Annotated in this window: 21 protein-coding genes and 1 tRNA gene; 6 read left to right on the top strand and 16 right to left on the bottom strand. The window is 32.5% G+C overall.

The genetic code is table 11. The features are described from left to right. Nucleotides 1–24: 24 nt before the first annotated feature. The 3 genes from C7448_RS03315 to C7448_RS03325 all read left to right on the top strand — a co-directional run bounded on the left by C7448_RS03315 (nt 25) and on the right by C7448_RS03325 (nt 3,281). Entirely contained in the window at nt 25–1,917 is a 1,893-nt protein-coding gene (locus tag C7448_RS03315) for a M61 family metallopeptidase (RefSeq protein ID WP_115899921.1), read from the top strand. Between the two features lie 124 nt (nt 1,918–2,041). Beyond that, nucleotides 2,042–2,635, top strand: coding sequence for a lipoprotein signal peptidase (locus C7448_RS03320; protein ID WP_115899922.1), 594 nt, complete (start codon nt 2,042–2,044; stop codon nt 2,633–2,635). 43 nt (nt 2,636–2,678) lie between these two features. Then, nucleotides 2,679–3,281 carry a DUF4230 domain-containing protein gene (locus tag C7448_RS03325; protein WP_115899923.1) on the top strand — a complete coding sequence of 201 codons (603 nt, stop codon included), beginning with the start codon at nt 2,679–2,681 and terminating at the stop codon, nt 3,279–3,281. Here the strand turns inward: C7448_RS03325 and C7448_RS03330 are convergent. From C7448_RS03330 to pdxA, 9 genes are all read right to left on the bottom strand, one after another. Next, nucleotides 3,278–3,691, bottom strand: a complete 414-nt coding sequence (locus C7448_RS03330; RefSeq protein WP_115899924.1) for a DUF6691 family protein — start codon at nt 3,689–3,691, stop codon at nt 3,278–3,280. The two genes, C7448_RS03325 and C7448_RS03330, sit on opposite strands and share 4 nt — an antisense overlap. A 1-nt stretch (nt 3,692) precedes the next feature. Next, nucleotides 3,693–4,253 (bottom strand): YeeE/YedE family protein, encoded by a 561-nt coding sequence (locus tag C7448_RS03335; RefSeq protein WP_115899925.1) that lies wholly within the window; start codon nt 4,251–4,253, stop codon nt 3,693–3,695. Continuing rightward, the gene (locus tag C7448_RS03340; protein ID WP_115899926.1) at nt 4,253–5,491 is read right to left on the bottom strand and encodes a 3-deoxy-D-manno-octulosonic acid transferase; all 1,239 of its coding nucleotides are present in this window, start codon (nt 5,489–5,491) and stop codon (nt 4,253–4,255) included. Before C7448_RS03340 ends, C7448_RS03335 begins: the two co-directional genes overlap by 1 nt. A 69-nt stretch (nt 5,492–5,560) precedes the next feature. Then, on the bottom strand, nt 5,561–6,901 hold the full coding sequence (accC, locus tag C7448_RS03345; protein ID WP_115899927.1) for an acetyl-CoA carboxylase biotin carboxylase subunit: 1,341 nt from the start codon (nt 6,899–6,901) through the stop codon (nt 5,561–5,563). 89 nt (nt 6,902–6,990) lie between these two features. Continuing rightward, on the bottom strand, nt 6,991–7,473 hold the full coding sequence (gene accB, locus C7448_RS03350; protein WP_115899928.1) for an acetyl-CoA carboxylase biotin carboxyl carrier protein: 483 nt from the start codon (nt 7,471–7,473) through the stop codon (nt 6,991–6,993). Between the two features lie 23 nt (nt 7,474–7,496). Beyond that, nucleotides 7,497–8,492, bottom strand: coding sequence for a beta-ketoacyl-ACP synthase III (locus tag C7448_RS03355; protein ID WP_115899929.1), 996 nt, complete (start codon nt 8,490–8,492; stop codon nt 7,497–7,499). A gap of 150 nt (nt 8,493–8,642) precedes the next feature. Beyond that, the gene (gene rpmF, locus C7448_RS03360) at nt 8,643–8,837 is read right to left on the bottom strand and encodes a 50S ribosomal protein L32 (RefSeq protein WP_047789948.1); all 195 of its coding nucleotides are present in this window, start codon (nt 8,835–8,837) and stop codon (nt 8,643–8,645) included. 8 nt (nt 8,838–8,845) lie between these two features. Then, entirely contained in the window at nt 8,846–9,382 is a 537-nt protein-coding gene (locus tag C7448_RS03365; protein WP_115899930.1) for a YceD family protein, read from the bottom strand. A gap of 74 nt (nt 9,383–9,456) precedes the next feature. Next, nucleotides 9,457–10,491, bottom strand: a complete 1,035-nt coding sequence (gene pdxA, locus C7448_RS03370; RefSeq protein ID WP_115899931.1) for a 4-hydroxythreonine-4-phosphate dehydrogenase PdxA — start codon at nt 10,489–10,491, stop codon at nt 9,457–9,459. Nucleotides 10,492–10,554: 63 nt separating this feature from the next. Between pdxA and C7448_RS03375 the strand changes: the two genes are divergently transcribed. Together C7448_RS03375 and C7448_RS03380 are read left to right on the top strand one after the other, a co-directional pair. Further along, nucleotides 10,555–11,145, top strand: coding sequence for a riboflavin synthase (locus tag C7448_RS03375; protein WP_115899932.1), 591 nt, complete (start codon nt 10,555–10,557; stop codon nt 11,143–11,145). 31 nt (nt 11,146–11,176) lie between these two features. Then, nucleotides 11,177–12,721, top strand: coding sequence for a patatin-like phospholipase family protein (locus C7448_RS03380; protein WP_115899933.1), 1,545 nt, complete (start codon nt 11,177–11,179; stop codon nt 12,719–12,721). A 20-nt stretch (nt 12,722–12,741) separates the two neighbouring features. On the opposite strand, the gene C7448_RS03385 is transcribed toward C7448_RS03380, so the two are convergent. Together C7448_RS03385 and C7448_RS03390 are read right to left on the bottom strand one after the other, a co-directional pair. Then, complete coding sequence (locus C7448_RS03385; RefSeq protein WP_115899934.1) at nt 12,742–13,065, bottom strand: hypothetical protein; 324 nt, start codon at nt 13,063–13,065, stop codon at nt 12,742–12,744. A 6-nt stretch (nt 13,066–13,071) separates the two neighbouring features. Next, a complete protein-coding gene (locus tag C7448_RS03390; protein ID WP_115899935.1) occupies nt 13,072–13,533 on the bottom strand; it encodes a hypothetical protein in 462 nt (153 codons plus the stop codon). Between the two features lie 202 nt (nt 13,534–13,735). On the opposite strand from C7448_RS03390, the gene C7448_RS03395 reads away from it, so the two are divergent. Continuing rightward, the gene (locus tag C7448_RS03395) at nt 13,736–14,122 is read left to right on the top strand and encodes a hypothetical protein (protein WP_115899936.1); all 387 of its coding nucleotides are present in this window, start codon (nt 13,736–13,738) and stop codon (nt 14,120–14,122) included. A 78-nt stretch (nt 14,123–14,200) separates the two neighbouring features. Here the strand turns inward: C7448_RS03395 and C7448_RS03400 are convergent, their stop codons facing one another. The 5 genes from C7448_RS03400 to C7448_RS03420 all read right to left on the bottom strand — a co-directional run bounded on the left by C7448_RS03400 (nt 14,201) and on the right by C7448_RS03420 (nt 19,276). Then, nucleotides 14,201–15,067, bottom strand: coding sequence for a universal stress protein (locus C7448_RS03400; RefSeq protein WP_115899937.1), 867 nt, complete (start codon nt 15,065–15,067; stop codon nt 14,201–14,203). Nucleotides 15,068–15,070: 3 nt separating this feature from the next. After that, nucleotides 15,071–16,687: a BCCT family transporter gene (locus C7448_RS03405; RefSeq protein WP_115899938.1), complete on the bottom strand. Its 1,617-nt coding sequence runs from the start codon at nt 16,685–16,687 to the stop codon at nt 15,071–15,073. A 28-nt stretch (nt 16,688–16,715) separates the two neighbouring features. After that, nucleotides 16,716–17,909: a hypothetical protein gene (locus C7448_RS03410; protein ID WP_245939420.1), complete on the bottom strand. Its 1,194-nt coding sequence runs from the start codon at nt 17,907–17,909 to the stop codon at nt 16,716–16,718. Between the two features lie 268 nt (nt 17,910–18,177). Then, nucleotides 18,178–18,251, bottom strand: a tRNA-Ile gene (locus tag C7448_RS03415). A 53-nt stretch (nt 18,252–18,304) separates the two neighbouring features. Continuing rightward, nucleotides 18,305–19,276, bottom strand: a complete 972-nt coding sequence (locus tag C7448_RS03420; protein WP_245939421.1) for a polyprenyl synthetase family protein — start codon at nt 19,274–19,276, stop codon at nt 18,305–18,307. Nucleotides 19,277–19,338: the final 62 nt, after the last annotated feature.

The raw sequence follows: 19,338 nt of genomic DNA on the forward strand, positions 1-19,338 counted from the left end.
TAATGGTTAATTAAAAACTAAGAAATGAACAAAAGTATACTAACCGCAGCCATTGCAGCATTGTTATTAATAAGCTGTAATTCCACAAAAAAAACAACAAACGATTTAGCTGTTCAAACCCCAATTGTAACAACTTTAGACCTAACAAAGGTTGATAACGATAAAGTACCTGTAATAGTCAACCCAGGTAGATTTACAGTTGAAAAAGTAACCTATCGCTTACCAAGAGTGGTACAAGGAACTTATTCTGTAAGTGATTTTGGTAAATATATAGATAGCTTTAAGGCTTTAGATTATGAAGGAAATGAATTAGAAGTTACAAAAGTTGATACCAATACATGGGAAATTACCAATGCTGAAAAATTAGATAAAGTAACGTATTTAGTAAATGATACTTTTGATATGGAAGTCTCAGGAGGAATTGGAGGAGACACCCCATTTTCACCAGCAGGAACTAATATTGAGTCTACAAACTATGTGTTAAACCTTCATGGATTTGTAGGGTATTTTGATTCTTTAAAAAATAATCAATATAAGTTAGATGTTGTTTCGCCTACTAACTTTAAAAGAACTTCAGCATTACAAGAAGTAGGAACAAAAACAAGTGAAGATGGATCAACGTTAACTTCAAGCTATTTTGCTCCACGTTATTTTGATATTACAGACAACCCGATGTTTTACGGAGAACTAGATGTAGAAGAGTTCAAAGTAGGTGATATTAAAATTGTATTAAGTGTATACTCTCCAAACAAAAAGCACTCAGCAGAAAAGCTTAAAAAAGTTATGAAGAAAATGATGCAAGCACAAAAAGCATACTTAGGAAGTGTTAACAGTACTGCTCGTTACGATATTTATTTATATCTATCTGATGGAACTGAAAAAGCACCTAAAGGATTTGGAGCTTTAGAACATCACACATCAACAGTAGTAGTATTACCAGAAGCAATGTCAGATGAAGCATTAGCAAAAAGTATGATAGATGTAGTATCTCATGAGTTTTTCCATATCGTAACTCCGTTAAGTGTACATTCAGAAGACGTACATTATTTCGATTACAATCAACCAACATTCTCAAAACACTTATGGATGTATGAAGGAATTACAGAATACTTTGCTACATTATTTCAAGTAAATCAAGGTTTAGTAACAGAAGATGAGTTTTACAGTAAAATTATGGGTAAAATTAAAACTGCATCTTCCATGAATGACGCTATGAGTTTTACTAAAATGAGTGAAAATGTATTAGACGAGCCTTATGCTTCTCAGTATTACAATGTTTACCAAAAAGGAGCTTTAATAGGTATGTGTATTGATATTTTAATGCGTGAAGAAAGTAATGGAAATAGAGGTGTGTTATCATTAATGAAAGAGTTGTCATTAAAATATGGGAAAAACAAACCATTTGAAGATGATAAGTTAATTGGAGAAATTACTGAAATGACATATCCATCAATAGGAGCGTTTTTAAACACACACGTAGTAGGAGGTACACCAATTAATTATAATGAGTTTTTTGCTAAAGCAGGATTAGTGTTAGATGAATCAAAAGTGAAAACAAATTATATCCAAAATGATGGAGCTATGATTGTTAGACCAGATAAAGCGACACAAACTATCCGATTTACAGAAGCTGTAAAAGACAACAGCTTTTGGGCTGAAAATGGAGCACAACCTAATGATGCAATCAAAGAAGTTGATGGAGTGGCTGTGACAAAGGAAAGTGCAAATCAAATTTTTACGAAAATGTTTATGTGGCAACCAGGAAACGAAGTTGAAGTAAAATTAGAAAGAGATGGTAAAGAGGTGGTTATTAAAACAACTTTAACTCAATCATATACAAAAGGAACTAGTTTAAAAGATGATCCTAATGCAACACAAAAGCAAAAAGAACTAAGAAAAGCTTGGTTAAAAGGATAGTTTCTTTTTATTAATATAAGTTAAGACCAGTATGACTAAAAGTCTATTGGTCTTTTTCTTTCTATAAATCAGAAGAAAAACATAAAAATAGTTTTCTTATTTTTGTTTCCATTAAATAGAAAAAATGTCTAAAAAACACATCGCAATACTTACTGTAATTTTGGCAATTTTAATTGATCAAATTAGTAAAATTTACATTAAAACACATTTTCAATTAGGTGAAGAAGTTGTTGTTTTCAATGATTGGTTTAGAATCCATTTTACGGAGAACAATGGAATGGCATGGGGCTTTGAATTTGGGGGTAAAGCAGGAAAACTGTTTTTAACCTTATTTAGAGTTATTGCGGTTACAGGTATTGTGTATTGGCTGTGGCAAACTATAAAACGAAAGGCGCACACCGCTGTTATTATTGCTATTGCATTAATTTTAGCAGGAGCAGTAGGTAATATTATCGATTCTGTTTTTTATGGAATTATTTTTGATTCTTCATACCACAACGTGGCAACACTTTTTTCAGATAATCCTTACGGAGAACTATTCCACGGAAAAGTAGTAGATATGTTATACTTTCCTATTTACGAAGGGGAGAGTTTTACTTTTTTTAACGCGATATTTAACGGAGCAGATTCTTGGATTACTATAGGGGTAGCCTTGTTGTTTATTTTTAATAAACAGGCATTTCCTAAGGAAGAAAAAGAAACAAAACAAGTTTTATAAAAGACTTTAGATACTTTTTTTATATTTATAGAAAAAGAAAACTATGCGTTTATTAAAATATCTTGCTGCTTTTATACTGGGATTTTTAATTGCAAAACTATGGTACGAAAAGAAAGAAGAAAAGTACGAGCAAGAAGAAATTCAAGTAGTATTAAACGGAATTCAAAACCTAAGTAAGTTAGTGGTTTCAGAAGGGAATTTCTCTGAAATGTACAGCTTTACGGATGCAAGAAAATATTTTTATGGATACCTTACATTTGAAAAGAAAGCAATGCTTTCTGTAAATGCTAAAGTTGAGGTAGGTTATGATTTATCAGAACTAGAAATCCAGATAGACAGTATTGGTAAACAAATCATCATTAATAAAATTCCTGAAGAAGAACTAGTTATATCTCCTGATATTAAGTATTTTGATTTACAACAAAGTCAGTTTAATACCTTTTCTAAACAAGAACTGAATAAGTTGAATGTTAAAGCGATTGAAAAGATTAAATCGACAATAACTGTATCTCAACTACAAAAAGATGCTAAAACACGCTTATTTGAAGAATTGTCTAAACTTTACCAGCTTTCTAAAATTTACAATTGGAAAGTGGTAGATAATACGAATTCTGGTGTTTTTGAAAGGCTGTTACTAAAAGATTAATTAGGTAACTTCTTACTCAATAAACCATAAATAAAAGCACCTAAGAGCGCTCCTAAGAGCACAATAATCATCGGGAGTATTCCTTGACCTATTAAAACAAAAATAGGAGCAGGACAAGCACCTGCCAATGCCCAACCCAATCCGAAGATAGTGCCGCCAACTAAAGTTCTTATAAATCCTTTCTTCTTTTCTTTAATGTTGATTTGGTTTCCTAAGTAATCTTTAACCTTTCCACTTTTAAAGAAATACATAAATATAGCAGAGATAGCCACAGAAGAACCAATGATACCATACATGTGAAATGATTGGAATTTAAACATTTCATAAATACGATACCAAGAAACAGCTTCAGATTTCGATAAAATAATTCCGAAAACAATACCGATAATTAAAAATTTTATATTCTTCATCTTAACCAAAAATTAAAGGGAATAATACCCAAATCATAAATAAACCACCAATAAAAAAACCAAGTACTGCAATTAAAGAAGGTAATTGAAAACTACTTAAACCTGTAATAGCATGTCCTGAAGTACAACCACCTGCATAACGAGTTCCAAATCCGATTAAAATTCCAGCAACTAATAAAATTGTAAAACCTTTTAAGGTTAACATGCTTTCAATACTAAAAATTTCGTTTGGTACATAGGTTTCTCCTGCATCAGAAAAGCCTAAATTAGCTAATTCACTAACTGTTGTTGGGTTTAAATCAATTCCTGGTGTAGCAGAGAGGTAGTTGATGGCTATATATCCTCCAATTACTAAACCAATTAAAAAAACAATAGCCCAATCGCGTTCTTTCCAATCCTTTTTAAAGTAACTAGATACTTTACCAGCTCCTGCCATGGTACACATGGTTTCTAGGTTGGTAGAAACACCAAAATTTTTTCCGTGGTAAAAGAATAAAAAAAGTATTATGGCGATGAGTGGCCCTGAAACAAACCACGGCCAAGGTTGTATGATAAAATCCATTATAAAAGTTTTTTAATGTAGTCCATTATGGTTTTGGTAGCTCCAATATTGTTTTTTATGTATGTATAATTTGTGTTACCCATATGAGCTCTTAAATCATCATTGTTTTTTAGTAATGCAAAGTTAGAGTTTAATTCCTTCCTATTTGTAACAATTGTAACACTTCCAAGTTTTAGTAAGTCGGTTGCTTCTTGAAATTTTTTATACTTAACACCTCCAAAAATAATAGGAATGCCAAAAGTAGCAGGTTCTAAAATGTTGTGTAAACCAGTTGCTAATCCACCACCTACATAGGCTACATCAGCATACGAATAAATTTTAGTGAGTAAACCAATGGTGTCAATAATAAATACTTGATATCCAGCTAATTTTTTCTTGTCTTTTTCAGAAAATAAAACCGTTTTTTTATGGATTGAATTTTGTAGCTCTTTTATTTGTTTCTGATGAATATTATGTGGAGCAATAATAAACTTTTCGTCATCAGTGGCGTGATTATTAATATAGTCAATAATCAATTCTTCGTCTTCTTTCCATGTACTACCTGCAATGACGGTATGTTGATTGTTTTTAAACTTAGAAATAAAGTCTAAAGAATTGTTTTGCTGTAAAATATCGTATACGCGATCAAATCGCGTATCACCAGCAATGGTTACATTGTGGAAATCAATAGAATTTAATAGGTTTTTAGAAGTTTGGTTTTGCACAAAAAAGTGATTAAACGCTGTCAATTTTTTACGCATAAAACCTCCGTACCACTTAAAAAAAGATTGCTTTTTTCTAAAAATACCTGAGATTAAAATTGTAGGAACCTCTTGCTTTTTTAATTCTGAAAGGAGGTTAGGCCAAAATTCATATTTAATCATAACAGCCATTTCTGGATGTACCTGTTTGATGAATTTTTTAACGTTTGATTTTGTATCGAGAGGCAAGTAACAAATTACATCTGCCAACGGATAGTTTTTCCTGACTTCATAACCAGAAGGAGAAAAAAAAGTAACTAGAATTTTATGGTTTTTATAGTCTTGCTTTAACTCTTCAATAATAGGTCTTCCTTGTTCAAATTCACCTAAAGAAGCTGCATGAAACCAAATTACCTTGTCAGTTTTAGAAATATTATTAAGTTTAGTGAAGGTTTCTTTTCTTCCTTCATAAAATAGCTTTATTTTTTTGTTAAATAAAGCTATTAAAGGCAAGAGTATCGATGCAATGAAAAGAGATATGTTATATAAAAAATTCATTATGCGAATTTAGGAAATAAAAAAATCAGTGAAGTTACTCACTGATTTTTTATTGTATGTTGAAATTTGTTATGCTTCCATTTCAAAATCTTCCATAAATTTAGTGGTATAATTACCCGCTACATAATCTGGATGATCCATTAATTGTCTGTGGAAAGGAATCGTTGTTTTTACACCTTCAATAACATACTCATCTAATGCACGCTTCATCTTGTTGATTGCTTCTTCACGAGTTTGTGCAGTAACAATTAACTTAGAAATCATAGAATCGTAGTTTGGTGGAATCATATACCCCGCATATACGTGAGTATCGATACGTACACCATGACCACCTGGAGCATGGTATGAAGTGATTTTTCCTGGCGCAGGTCTAAATCCGTTATACGGATCTTCTGCATTAATTCTACATTCAATAGAGTGTAATTGTGGCTTGTAATTTTTACCAGAAATAGGTACACCAGCCGCAACTAAAATTTGCTCACGAATTAAATCGTAATCAACAACTTCTTCAGTAATTGGGTGTTCTACTTGAATACGTGTATTCATTTCCATGAAGTAGAAGTTACGGTGTTTGTCTACTAAAAATTCAACCGTTCCAGCACCTTCATACTTAATGTATTCAGCAGCCTTAACAGCAGCAGTTCCCATAGCATCACGTAATTCTTCCGTCATGAAAGGAGAAGGCGTTTCTTCCGTTAATTTTTGGTGACGACGTTGTACTGAACAGTCTCTTTCTGATAAGTGACAAGCTTTACCATAAGCATCGCCTACTACTTGAATTTCGATATGGCGAGGCTCTTCAATTAACTTCTCCATATACATATCATCATTTCCAAAAGCAGCTTTTGATTCTTGTCTAGCAGAATCCCAAGCATCTTTTAAATCTTCAGCTTTCCAAACAGCACGCATACCTTTACCACCGCCACCAGCAGAGGCCTTTAGCATTACAGGGTATCCTGTTTCTACAGCGACTTTTTCACAGTCTTCAAAAGTAGAGATCACTCCATCACTACCTGGTACACAAGGTACTCCAGCAGCTTTCATGGTGGCTTTAGCGTTTGCTTTGTCTCCCATACGGTCAATCATCTCAGGAGAAGCTCCGATAAATTTAATTTCGTGCTCTTCACACAATTTTGAAAACTTAGCATTTTCTGCTAAGAAACCATACCCTGGATGAATTCCATCAGCGTTCGTAATCTCCGCTGCAGCAATGATACGATCCATTTTTAAATAAGACTCGCTACTTGGTGCAGGTCCAATACATACCGCTTCATCAGCAAATCTTACGTGTAAACTTTCAGCATCTGCTTTAGAGTAAACAGCTACTGTTTTAATACCCATCTCTTTACAGGTTCTAATTACACGTAGCGCGATTTCGCCTCTATTGGCAATTAATATCTTTTTAAACATGTCTTTTAGTTTATGAGTTTATTGGGTTTAGTTGTTTAAGAGTTTAGCGATGTACTAAACTTCTAAACTTAAAACTTCTAAACCAAAAATTATGATGGGTCTACTAAAAATAATGGTTGATCAAATTCTACAGGAGAAGAATCGTCCACTAACACTTTAACGACTTTACCAGATACTTCTGATTCAATTTCGTTAAATAACTTCATTGCTTCAATGATACAAACAGTATCACCAACTTTTACTTCAGTTCCCACTTCAGCAAAATTAGGTTTGTCTGGAGAAGGCTTTCTGTAAAAAGTACCAATGATAGGTGATTTTATAGTTACATATTTTGAGTCGTCTGTAGTTTCGGCTGCTACTGGGGTTGAAGCAGGAGTAGCTGGTTGTGCAGGGGCTGCGGCTACCATTTGTGGAGCTGCCGCTACAGGAGCAGGAGCTTGTATAATAGTAGTTTCAGGAGTTTCGCTTCCAGTTTTAATGGTGATTTTAATATCTTCCATTTCTAGCTTTACTTCACTTGCACCTGACTTAGCTACAAACTTTATAAGACTTTGAATTTCTTTAATGTCCATTTTCCTAAATTTTAGTTGTTTAGTTATGAGTTATATGCCCATTTTAAGTAGATAGCTCCCCATGTGAAACCACCACCAAATGCAGCAAAAATTAAATTATCTCCTTTTTTCAACTCTTTTTCATAATCAGCAAGTAACAACGGTAAAGTAGCAGAAGTAGTATTTCCGTACTTATGAATATTCATCATTACTTTATCATCTTCTAAGCCAACTCTATTTGCTGTAGCTTCAATGATTCTTTTATTTGCTTGGTGTGGAACTAACCACTGAATGTCTTCTTTTGTTAAGTTATTTCTGGTTAACATTTTTTCAGAAACATCTGCCATGTTAGAAACAGCAAACTTAAATACTGTTCTTCCTTCTTGATGAACAAAGTGTTGCTTGTTTTTAACAGTTTGTTCTGATGCTGGTAAGATTGACCCACCTGCATCAATTTTTAAGAAATCACGACCAATTCCGTCGCTTCTTAAATACTCATCTTGTAACCCTAAACCGTCGTTATTGGGTTCAAATAAAACAGCACCTGCTCCATCTCCAAAGATGATACAAGTAGCTCTGTCGCTATAATCTATAATTGATGACATTTTATCAGCACCAATTAGTAACACTTTTTTATATCGACCACTTTCAATATAACTTGATGCAGTTGACATACCGTATAAAAAACTAGAGCAAGCAGCTTGTAAGTCGTAAGAAAAAGCATTTACGGCTCCTATTTTAGAAGCGGTGTAAGCTGCTGTAGAAGCTACAGGCATGTCTGGAGTAGCTGTTGCTACAATAACCATGTCTATATCTTCTGGGTTTGTGTTTGATTTTTGAAGTAAATCTTCTGCTGCTTTTATAGCCATAAAAGAAGTTCCAAGGCCTTCACCTTTTAAAATCCTTCTTTCTTTGATCCCTGTTCTGCTAGTAATCCACTCATCGTTTGTGTCTACCATGGTCTCTAGCTCTTTATTAGTTAGAGCATGTTCTGGAATATATTTTCCTACCGCTGTTATAGCTGCAGTTATTTTAGTCATAGTTGTTTGTTTTGTAGTAAAACGAGTTTTCAAAGTAATGAAAATTATTTCACTTTTTTATAGAAAAAAACATCAAAAAGAGTATTTTTTGATGTAAAAACATAAAAAAACCCTCAAAGTAGAGGGTTTTTTAATTTTTTAAACTAGTTTTTAAGCCTCAGCTGCAGCACTTTCTAATACTACTTGACCTCTGTAATAAAGTTTTCCTTCATGCCAGTGAGCTCTGTGGTATAAATGAGCTTCTCCAGTTGTAGGATCAACAGCTATTTGAGGTACAGAAGCTTTATAATGAGTTCTTCTTTTATCTCTTCTAGTTTTAGATATTTTTCTCTTTGGATGTGCCATTTTATGTCTTATTTATCTGTTAGTAAATCCTTTAATTTATCCCATCTAGGATCTGTTGATTCTTCCTCAACAGTTTTTTCTTCGTTAATTCTTAATTCTTCTAATTTTCTTAAAGCATCCGATTGCATAGTACCATCAGTAACATTTGGATGTACTCTTTTGCTCGGTGTTGATAATACGATTAATTCATAAATGTATTGAGCTACATTTACTTGATAAGCTTCATGTGGAAGGATCAAAATTTCATCGTGTTCATCATTAAATTCATGACCAAACTTAACAACCAAATCTAAATTACCATTAATGGGTAAGTCAAATAACTCATTAGTGATATCACAAGGAACGTTAACCGTTCCGCTTATATTAAAAGTAAGCTCTATCAAAGTGCTTTTTTTAGTAAATGTAATATCAGCTTTTACGTTGGCGTTGTTAAACTCGTTAAACTGAAATGCTTCAAAGAACGTTTTGTCAATTTGATATTCAAACAAATGACTTCCTTCTTTTAAACCTACAAAAGGTATGTTGAATTCTTTTAAGTCTTTCATCTACAACTATCAATTTGAGCGTGCAAAGATATAAAAAATGTTTTTACTTTTATATTTTGAGTAAAAAAAATGAACTATTTTGCTTTTAATGCGTTTTTTGTAAGTTCTTGATACTCTTTTCTGTTCTTAAATATTTGTAATGAGGTAAATAAGGCTTCTTTAAAAGATGTAGGGTTGGCTTTGTTTTTACCTGCAATATCAAATCCAGTTCCATGGTCTGGAGAGGTTCTTACTTTACTCAATCCAGCGGTAAAGTTTACACCATTTCCAAACGATAAAGCTTTAAAAGGAGCTAATCCTTGGTCATGGTACATTGCTAAAACTCCATCAAATTGCTCGTAGGTTTTTGAACCGAAAAATCCATCGGCTGCATACGGACCAAAAACTAATTTACCTGATTCTTTAATTTCTGAAATGGTTGGACGGATAATTTCATCATCTTCAGTACCAATAATTCCTTTGTCACCACAGTGTGGATTTAAACCTAAAACAGCAATTTTAGGTTTACTAATGTTAAAATCTTGTTGTAACGAAGTATACAACGTTTCAACTTTAGTCTTAATAAGTTCTGGAGTAATTGTTTCTGCAACTTGAGACACGGGAATATGGCCAGTTATTAAACCGATACGTAATTCATCTGTCATTAAAACCATTAAACTTTTCCCGTCAAAATTTTCCTCTAAGTATTCTGTGTGACCAGGAAACTTAAATTCTTCTGATTGAATGTTCTCCTTGTTAATAGGAGCAGTAACAATAAGGTCTATTTGATTCTTTCTTAAAGCTTCAACAGCTGCTTGTAGTGACTTTAAAGCAAATTTACCTCCGTCTTCAGTAATTTTACCGAGGTCTATTTTAACTTCTTCTTTCCAGCTATTTAACAAATTAACCTTTCCATGTACAAGTTTATCTAAAGAAGTAATGCCATGGATACTGGTATTAAGTTTTAAAGCTTTTTTATGGTATGAAATTAATTTGTTTGAAGCGAATAAAACAGGAGTGCAAAAATCAAGCATTCGTTTGTCTTCAAATGTTTTTAAAATAATTTCGATACCAATTCCGTTGATGTCTCCAACCGAAATCCCAACAATAATTTTGTTTGCTTTATCCATAGTTTACTTTCGTAGGTAAAGTTGTATTTTTGATGCTAACAAAAGTAACTAAATTTTTATAGAATGTTTACCGGAATAATAGAAACTCTTGGAATTGTTAAAGGTATTGAGCGTGAAAAAGAGAATTTACACCTTACAATAAAAAGCTCAATTACTAATGAGTTAAAAATAGATCAGAGTGTAGCACATAACGGTGTTTGTTTAACAGTTGTAGCGATTGATAAAGATGAATATACGGTTACGGCTATTAAAGAAACGTTAGATAAAACCAATATAGATGATTTACAGGTAGGAGATGAGATAAACCTTGAAAGAGCAATGAAATTAGGAGCTCGATTAGATGGACATATAGTACAGGGACATGTAGATGGAACAGGTGTTTGTGAAAATATTGCAGATGCGGATGGTAGCACAGTTTTTACTTTTTCGTATGATTTTGACGGAACAAATATTACTATTGAAAAAGGTTCAATTACTATAAACGGGGTAAGCCTAACAGTAGTAAACTCTAAAAAAAATGAATTTAGTGTGGCAATTATTCCGTACACATACGAGCATACAACCTTTAAAAACTTCAAAAAAGGTACTAAAGTGAATTTAGAGTTTGATGTAATTGGGAAATATGTGGCTAGACTTCATGCTTTAAGAGAGTAAAATTAATAAGAAATAAAATTGCACGAAAACTATGGAAGTATTTAAGTCTATAGCCTTATGTTTTTCAGGAGGTGGTTATAGGGCAGCTTGCTTTTCTTTAGGAACATTATCATTGTTAGAAAAAGTAGGATTGTTAGAAAATGTAAAAGCTATTTCTACAGTTTCAGGAGGAACAATTACTGGGGTTAAATATGCACAATCTCAATTTGAAGAAAAAGATTTCCAAACTTTTTTTAATGAGTACTATACATGGTTAGCTAAAGATGAATTAACAAATAATGCATTAAGTCATTTAAGATCGCCTTTAATTTGGAATCAACTAGAAAATAAGCATAAGCGAAAGAATCCAATAAATGCGTTTGCTATAGAATACAATGAGCTAACAAACCATGCAACTTTAGGGCAAGTTCAAGATGCAATAAGTCGAGGTAAAACGCATTTAGAAAGAGTGATTTTTAATGCCACAGATTTTGATAGTACCCATCAGTTTAGGTTTCAAAATATAAAAGGGAATCAAAAAAGGTTTGGAAACGGAAAAGTACATAGCAAATATAAAGGAGTTATTAATGATATAAAGTTAGGAGATGTAATTGCAGCTTCTACAGCATTTCCAGGTGGGTTTGAACCCATAGGGTTTCCCTATGATTTTACTCCAAAACATAATGATTTAGAGGAAATAGGATTGATGGATGGAGGTATTGTAGATAATCAAGGGGCTTCTGTTTTTGTGTCTGAAGCACAAAACCAATGCGATGGAAAACCAGAACTTCATGATTTGTATTTTTTGTGTGATGTTTCTTCGCCATATCCAGGAGAGGGTTTTAAGTTTGCTTCTGATTCTTGGTTTAGCAAATATGTATCCTATGTGTCAAGTGCTTTTACCTTATTATTTATGTTGATGGTTACGGTATTTTTTGGAGTTCAAAAAATGATGGTTTGGTACACAATAAGCGTTGTAATATTAGCTTTTTTGGTGTTTATTCATTTTTTATTTTTCTCATTATCTAAATTAATGCAAAACGAAACAGGTGTAGATCAAAGACTGTATTTGCCACCGAGAAGAGTAGGTTTTTATATACTTAATAGAGCAAAATCTTTGGTGCGTATGGCAAGTGTAGTTTTTCTTAAAAATGATAGGAGGCAACATGCAAATGCAATTTACAGTACTTTCCCTAATAAAATAATTACTTCTACAGTATATGAGTTACGATGTAAAGATACTTTAGGAAATCAAAGAACTCGACCAGAAAATGAGAGAGGATGGGAGGGAATTGTAAAATATACAGGAGAGATAAGTGAAACAATTATTGAAAATTCAAATAAAAGTGCATCGTTTGGTACTACTTTATGGTTCACGAAAAAAGATAAGGCAAACGGTATGTTAAACAGTGTTATTGCGTGTGGAGAATATACTGCTTGTTATAATTTGTTGTCACATTTGATTCTTCAATACGGAGAAGAAGCTACTGAGATTCCCATTTTTAAAGAGTTGTTATTACTGTGGGAAAAATTTCAAAAAAATCCTAAGTTTTTGATAGAAGAACGTCAAGAGAAATTAAAGACCATGAATAGATAAATATTCATGGTCTTTTAGTTTTAAAAAACTATGATTTTTATTGTATCTACAATAGTTTTAACAATTTTGTTTTTAAAATGTCCTAAGCTTATTTTTGAAATACCAGCAGCTTGTAAAGCCTTCATTTGAAATAAATCCTTCTGGCTTTTTACTAACCATTCAAAATCTTCTATAGTAAGCTTGCCTTGTGCTAATAAAGACGTCCATCTTTCTAATTTGTCTTTCGACTCACTTAAGAACAGTTCAATGTCTTTTTTTGATTCTTGTGAAAATTCACTAAACTTATCACTAAACAATGAAACTAATGATTTTTTTAATTCTTGTAATATTTTTTCGAAATCCATAGCGTATTAATTGTTTGAAAGAAGTTCTAGTAATTTGTTTTTTGTGGCAGGTTCTTTTTTGCTTTCGTATTCAAGTAACAGATTAAATGCCTCAGTTATTTGCCCTTTAGCTTCCGTGATAAAAAAGGGTGAAAGTTTATCTTTTTCTTTCCATCGTTTTAAAAAACCTGCAAGTAAGTTTTTGTCTTGGTCAGCTAATAATAACCACATTTTATAGGTTATCTCGTTGTTGGGTTTGTACTTCTCGTATTCAACAATTTTAGCAATTTCATTATGTAACTTTTCAATCTTGTTAATATTTTCTTGGTACGAACTTTCAGCTTTTTCGATAAGCTGATTAGCATCTATTTTTATTTCAATAGTTTTTTGAAATGAGTATTGGTCGTAAGGAGCTGTTTTAAGAATACTGCAAGAAGAAAGAAAAGCAGTAATAAACACTAAAATAAAGAAGGGCTTGTTGTTTTTCATTGGATAGTTAGGTTACTTTTTTAAGTAAGTAAATTTAATACTTTATGAATTAAAATAAAGAGAAAAAACACCCATAAAAAAGAAGTGTTTTTCAGGAGTCGTTATGATAGAATGTTATCGTTTGCTTGGTTTTTGTGGTAAAGATAATGGCAATCAATGAGTTATATTCGTATCTTTGAGTAGAGTGTAAAATTAATGAGTTATGGATATATCAGTTTTTTTACTAAAGTTTTGGGGATGGTACTGTATTATTTTCTTCTTTGTGTTAAGCTTTAATCCTAAAAGAGTAAAACAAATAGTAGATAATTTACAAGATGCACGGTTTTTAATTATTCTCTCGCTCTTTGCAATTATAATCGGTTTGCTTAATGTGTTGGCTCATAATATATGGGAAGCAAATAGTAAACTGTTGGTAACTCTGTTTGGTTGGCTAGCTTTAATCAAGGGTGTTATTTTATTTACTTTTCCTAAGCAAACAATTAAACTACTAAAACAAAGTAATATAAAGTTTATACAGGGAGTTTACTTGTTATTATTCTTCTTAGGTATGTTTTTGTTGAATGAGGCCTACGGAATTGTTCCTTTTTAAATTGAAATAAAAAAGATTAAACCAATAAATAGGTAATAAAAAACGGCGTTGAAAATCAACGCCGTTTTTTTAAATTATTTATGAAGCAATATAGCGCTTTACTACCCATAAAGGAACATGTAAATCATGAGTAAATAACTCTTCAGTAACACTTCCTACTAAAAGAGAAGTAAAGTTATTGTGCCCTTTGTCAGCAACAAACAAAATATCAGTTTTTTCTTTCTCTGCAACAGCCCTTATTTTTTCAGGAATACTGTCATCACCAGCTGAAGCCTTTAAAGTTTCTACATTTGAAGTTTTTACTTTATTAAGTAACTTTTCAAACTGTAACCCAACATGTTTTTCTACTTTCTCACGAGCCTTATCTACTTTGATATATGGGAAAAACAATTGAGGTATTTTAAAAACATTTAATATTTTTAAAACAGATTCTTTCTTTTTGTTGATAGATGAAGCAATATTAAAAGCCTTAAGAGAGGCTGAAGAAAAATCGGTTGCGACCATAAAGTTTTCAGGATTTAAGTTTGCTTCCTTTGGAATGGAAAGAATATTACATTTTGCCATTCGTAATAGCTTTCCTGAAACCGATCCAGATCCTTTGTAGGTGTTTTTATTACCCAAAACAATTAAATCAGCGTGGTATTTATTGGCAACATAGCTAATTAAACTTTCCGTATAAGCATCGTCAGAAACTAATAACTCATAATTACAATCAGCATCAAAATGTTTACTAATGCTGTTGTCTAACTCTTCTTCAATAATATCTTCAATGCTTATATTTTCTAACTGTTCAGAAAATAAATTACTTATTTCATACTTTTTTACATTATGAATAAAATATACATTTTCTGTTTCATGCTTTTTTGCAAGCATGCTACAGTATTTAATAAGTGTAACATCTAGTTCAGAAAGGTCTAAGGCTACTAGTATATTTTTAATTTTCATAATTTAAGGTTTTTGTTTTTTCGAATCTATTAATCTTTTTACAGTTTCTTGGTATTCTTCCTTCTCTTTTTGATTTAAGCGTTTAAGATGCTCTTTGTAATCTTCCCTTAAGCCTTTAAAAAGAGAATAACACATTAATAACAAAAGTAAGGTAAAAGGAAGACCTGTGGCAATAGAAGCAGTTTGAAGTGCCTTTAAACCACCTCCTAATAGTAATACAGCAGCTACAGCACCTTCAGCAAGAGCCCAAAATATACGTTGCCCAACAGGAGCGTCGATTTTTCCACCAGAAGTTAAGCTATCAACTACCAAAGAACCAGAATCTGAAGAAGTAACAAAGAAACTAGCAATAAGTATAATTGCAATAATATTTAGAGCCATTGAAAATGGAAAATCTTCTAAAAATACAAAAAGGGCAGTAGCAACATTATCGTTCACACCATCTGCAATAGTAGGATCTCCTCCTAAAATTTCGTGTAAAGAAGTTGCTCCAAAAGCAGTAATCCAGAATAAAGTGATTAAAGTAGGAACAATTAACACTCCAAGAATAAACTCTCTAATAGTTCTTCCTTTAGAAACACGAGCGATAAACATACCTACAAAAGGAGACCATGCAATCCACCATCCCCAATAAAAAATAGTCCATGAGTTTTGCCATTCTGTTCCAGAATAGGCTTCTGCCCAAGTAGAAAGGCTTACCAAATCGTTTACATAACTACCTGTGTTTTGTACAAAGGACTTTAAGATGAAAATAGTAGGCCCTAAAATTACCACAGCGAGCAATAGAAGTACTGCAATACGCATATTCATTTCACTTAAAAACTTTACTCCTTTGTCAACTCCTGAAACTACAGAAATGGTTGCAATTAACGTAATTCCGACAATTAACCATATTTGTAGTGAAATTCCTGAGTCTAAACCAAAAACATGTTCTAAACCAGCAGCAACTTGCTTAACACCCAGTCCAAGAGAAGTTGCTAATCCAAAAACAGTAGCCAAAACAGCAAAAATATCTATAATATCACCAATTCTACCGTAAATCCTATCTCCTAAAAAAGGGTAAAAAACAGAACGAATTGTTAAAGGAAGTCCTCTAGAGTACGTAAAATACGCTAACGATAAACCTACCAAGGCATAAATACCCCAAGCATGTAACCCCCAGTGTAAAAAAGTAACGTTCATAGCTTCTTTAGCAGCAGCGGCAGTATTTGGGTCAGCCATAGGAGGTGAAGATAAATGATAAACAGGTTCAGCAATACTCCAAAAAAGTAAACCAATTCCCATACCAGCACTAAAAAGCATTGAAAACCATGAGGTAGTTGAGAATTCTGGTTTCGCTTTTGCGCCTCCAATACGTAAAGTTCCATATTTACTAAAGGCTAAGTAAAGCATAAAGGCAACAAAAATGTTTACGGCTAAAATAAATAACCAACCAGTTTTGTTTGCTATGAAATTTTGTGCTGTATCAAAATATGTTTGTGCCCTTTCTTTAAATAGTAAAGTTAAAGCTACACTTAGTATAATTACTATTGAAGAAGTGAAGAATACAGGTCCGTTAACTTCGAGTCCAAAGATTGATTTTCGCTCGTCACTTCTAATTATTTTTTTTGCTTTCTTCATGTGTTAATGTTTTGTGCTATGTATTCTATTAAAAATAGTATCCGATATTTATGTTAAACCTCATGTCCCAATCAGCATTAGGTGTTCCGTTGGCTAAAGCATTTGTCCACACTGGACCTAACCAAGGGTGATCTTTTCCCGCGGCAAAATCTATATAAGTATACACATTACCAGCTGTTACTAAGAAGCCAAATACATTCATTAAACTGTCTTCGAAGTTTTCAGCTGCTTTATCCATGTAACCAAAATCATTATATACTTGTATGCTAGAGATAGGTTTCCATTTTACAGGAAAAGTATAAGCAGCACCTAAAGTATACGTTGTTGCTTCTGTAGCGGTAAGGTAAGGAGCTCCATAGGCAGTTAAAGCGATAAGATCGCTATAGGTAGTGTTTTTAGTATTGTATTTGTAAGTAGATACTTGTGCTTTTGCATCAAAGTTTTTTACGTTTAATTGGTAATGTAGGGCAAAAGCATGGTGACTTGAAGTATCTTCAGTATCTAAATTATAAAGCCCTCCATATTGAGCAGAAAACCCTATTTGGTGCTGTGTGTTTTCACTTCCGAAATGATAATTTACTTTACCATTTAATTGGTTTGTCTCCTTATATCTTAAATCAAGGTTTCCATCTCCATCAATGTCTATAGAGGCAACATCGTAAGAGTATCGGCTATCAGAAACATCAGAGTTGCTTCCGAAATTAAGTTCTTCAGCATTTTTAAAAAAAGCCAAGGCATATTCCCATTTCTCTCCTTTATGGGTAAATTTTACTCCCATATCATGGTCATCTTCTAGTCCTAAATAATAATTAATACCAAAAAACCAACTATGAGAATTGTATTGAGTAATACCAAAAGGCACTTGTGTTAACCCTAATTGAATATTGTCGTTATCGTTAAAGTCGTACCCTAACCATCCTTGTTTTAGCATACCGCCCCCAAAACTTTGAGAGTAAAAACGATACTCGGCATTTAGCTTTATTCCTTTATACTTTGCTTTAGCGTTAATTCTAAAGACGTCGAAACCGAAATCGCCTCCACGCTTTTTTTGACCGTCTTTCCAAGAAGATAGGTTATAGTTAAATCGTAGTGCTCCGCCAATTTTAACCTCAGGCTTTTCTTGTGAAAACATAACTGTAACAAAAGAAAAAGCAACTAAGACTAGGCTTTTTTTTGTGAAATTCATTGTTAATTTTAATAAATGTGAAGAAAGCGTACTCATAAAAGCACATTTTCAAGTGTAAAGGATAATAAAAACCTCTTTTTAGCTTAAAAAAAAGATGATTATTTTGAAGGAGGAATGAATTTATCTGATTGATTCCTAAAAACTAAAAAGTTAAAACTGAATATTCGTTTATTCTTTTTGTCTTTGAGCTTTTTTATCATAAGGCTGCAAAGGTACTGATTAAAAAGGAGGTTCAAAAGAAAAATTTTGTAGAAGTAAATAAAAAAGCACCTACAAATAATATGTAAGTGCTTGTGTTTAAAGGTGGTCCCACATGGGCTCGAACCATGGACCCCCTGATTATGAGTCAGGTGCTCTAACCAACTGAGCTATAGGACCAGTTAAATTTGGATTGCAAAAATAAAAACTTTTTTAAATAAACACCTATTTTTTTACACTTTTCTACTCATTAAATTTTTGCCAAAAGTACGTAAACCTTCTTTATGCTTACCAGAAATGGTAAGGTAATTTAAGCTTTCGAAAGACTTATCTGTGTAGTACTCAATAAGTTTGTGGGTTTCTTTCGGGATGTTGTTTTTCTTAAAAATAGCTGAAACAGTAGTCACTTTTTCAGTGTTGTTTTTTTGTTTTCCATTGTAAAGTTTTAGTAAATTTTCTTTGTCAGCATCATTAGCTACCTCTAAAGCCTTTAAATAAAGAAATGTTTTCTTGTTTTCAATAATATCTCCACCAACTTGCTTTCCAAAAGATTCTGGGTCGCCAAAGGTATCTAGGTAATCATCTTGTAACTGAAAAGCAATTCCTAAGTTTAAACCGTAATTATATAAATGTTGGGCTTGCTCTTCATTAGCGTTAGCAACAATAGCACCCATTTTTAAAGCAGCAGCAACTAAAACAGATGTTTTTAACGTAATCATTTTAATGTATTCATCAATGGTTACATCATTTCTAGTTTCAAAGTCAACATCTAACTGTTGGCCATCACAAACCTCTAAGGCAGTTTTACTAAATAATTGTGCTAGTTTTTGAAAAATTTTAGGCTCGTAATTTTCAAAATATTGATAGGCCAAAATAAGCATAGCGTCACCAGATAAAATACCTGTATTTATATTCCATTTTTCGTGTACAGTTTCCTTACCTCTTCTTAAAGGTGCATCATCCATTATATCATCGTGTACTAAAGTGAAGTTATGAAAAACTTCAACAGCGAATGCAGCAGGTAATGCCTTTTGATAATCGCTTGAAAAAACATCAGCAGCAATTAAGGTTAACATCGGGCGAATTCTCTTACCTCCTAATCTTAAGATGTAATCTACTGGTTCATAAAGGTTTTTAGGTTCTCTTGAGAACTTCTGAGATTCTAAAAAAGTTATAAAGTCTGATTGATATGATAATATGTCCAAATCTGAAAATTTTTGTAAAAATAAGGTAAACATAAATTTTAGCTACAACGTAATGTTAAAAA

Origin of the sequence: Tenacibaculum gallaicum, assembly GCF_003387615.1 — a bacterium.
GTDB lineage: Bacteria > Bacteroidota > Bacteroidia > Flavobacteriales > Flavobacteriaceae > Polaribacter > Polaribacter gallaicus.

Excerpts from the sequence above, each read along its gene's own strand:
- accC (WP_115899927.1), bottom strand. The coding sequence starts at position 6,901 with ATGTTTAAAAAGATATTAATTGCCAATAGAGGCGAAATCGCGCTACGT.
- C7448_RS03315 (WP_115899921.1), top strand. The coding sequence starts at position 25 with ATGAACAAAAGTATACTAACCGCAGCCATTGCAGCATTGTTATTAATA.
- C7448_RS03385 (WP_115899934.1), bottom strand. The coding sequence starts at position 13,065 with ATGGATTTCGAAAAAATATTACAAGAATTAAAAAAATCATTAGTTTCA.
- C7448_RS03390 (WP_115899935.1), bottom strand. The coding sequence starts at position 13,533 with ATGAAAAACAACAAGCCCTTCTTTATTTTAGTGTTTATTACTGCTTTT.
- pdxA (WP_115899931.1), bottom strand. The coding sequence starts at position 10,491 with ATGGATAAAGCAAACAAAATTATTGTTGGGATTTCGGTTGGAGACATC.
- C7448_RS03405 (WP_115899938.1), bottom strand. The coding sequence starts at position 16,687 with ATGAAGAAAGCAAAAAAAATAATTAGAAGTGACGAGCGAAAATCAATC.
- C7448_RS03400 (WP_115899937.1), bottom strand. The coding sequence starts at position 15,067 with ATGAAAATTAAAAATATACTAGTAGCCTTAGACCTTTCTGAACTAGAT.
- C7448_RS03395 (WP_115899936.1), top strand. The coding sequence starts at position 13,736 with ATGGATATATCAGTTTTTTTACTAAAGTTTTGGGGATGGTACTGTATT.
- C7448_RS03410 (WP_245939420.1), bottom strand. The coding sequence starts at position 17,909 with ATGAGTACGCTTTCTTCACATTTATTAAAATTAACAATGAATTTCACA.
- accB (WP_115899928.1), bottom strand. The coding sequence starts at position 7,473 with ATGGACATTAAAGAAATTCAAAGTCTTATAAAGTTTGTAGCTAAGTCA.
- C7448_RS03340 (WP_115899926.1), bottom strand. The coding sequence starts at position 5,491 with ATGAATTTTTTATATAACATATCTCTTTTCATTGCATCGATACTCTTG.
- C7448_RS03320 (WP_115899922.1), top strand. The coding sequence starts at position 2,042 with ATGTCTAAAAAACACATCGCAATACTTACTGTAATTTTGGCAATTTTA.
- C7448_RS03380 (WP_115899933.1), top strand. The coding sequence starts at position 11,177 with ATGGAAGTATTTAAGTCTATAGCCTTATGTTTTTCAGGAGGTGGTTAT.
- rpmF (WP_047789948.1), bottom strand. The coding sequence starts at position 8,837 with ATGGCACATCCAAAGAGAAAAATATCTAAAACTAGAAGAGATAAAAGA.
- C7448_RS03335 (WP_115899925.1), bottom strand. The coding sequence starts at position 4,253 with ATGGATTTTATCATACAACCTTGGCCGTGGTTTGTTTCAGGGCCACTC.
- C7448_RS03325 (WP_115899923.1), top strand. The coding sequence starts at position 2,679 with ATGCGTTTATTAAAATATCTTGCTGCTTTTATACTGGGATTTTTAATT.
- C7448_RS03375 (WP_115899932.1), top strand. The coding sequence starts at position 10,555 with ATGTTTACCGGAATAATAGAAACTCTTGGAATTGTTAAAGGTATTGAG.
- C7448_RS03330 (WP_115899924.1), bottom strand. The coding sequence starts at position 3,691 with ATGAAGAATATAAAATTTTTAATTATCGGTATTGTTTTCGGAATTATT.
- C7448_RS03365 (WP_115899930.1), bottom strand. The coding sequence starts at position 9,382 with ATGAAAGACTTAAAAGAATTCAACATACCTTTTGTAGGTTTAAAAGAA.
- C7448_RS03355 (WP_115899929.1), bottom strand. The coding sequence starts at position 8,492 with ATGACTAAAATAACTGCAGCTATAACAGCGGTAGGAAAATATATTCCA.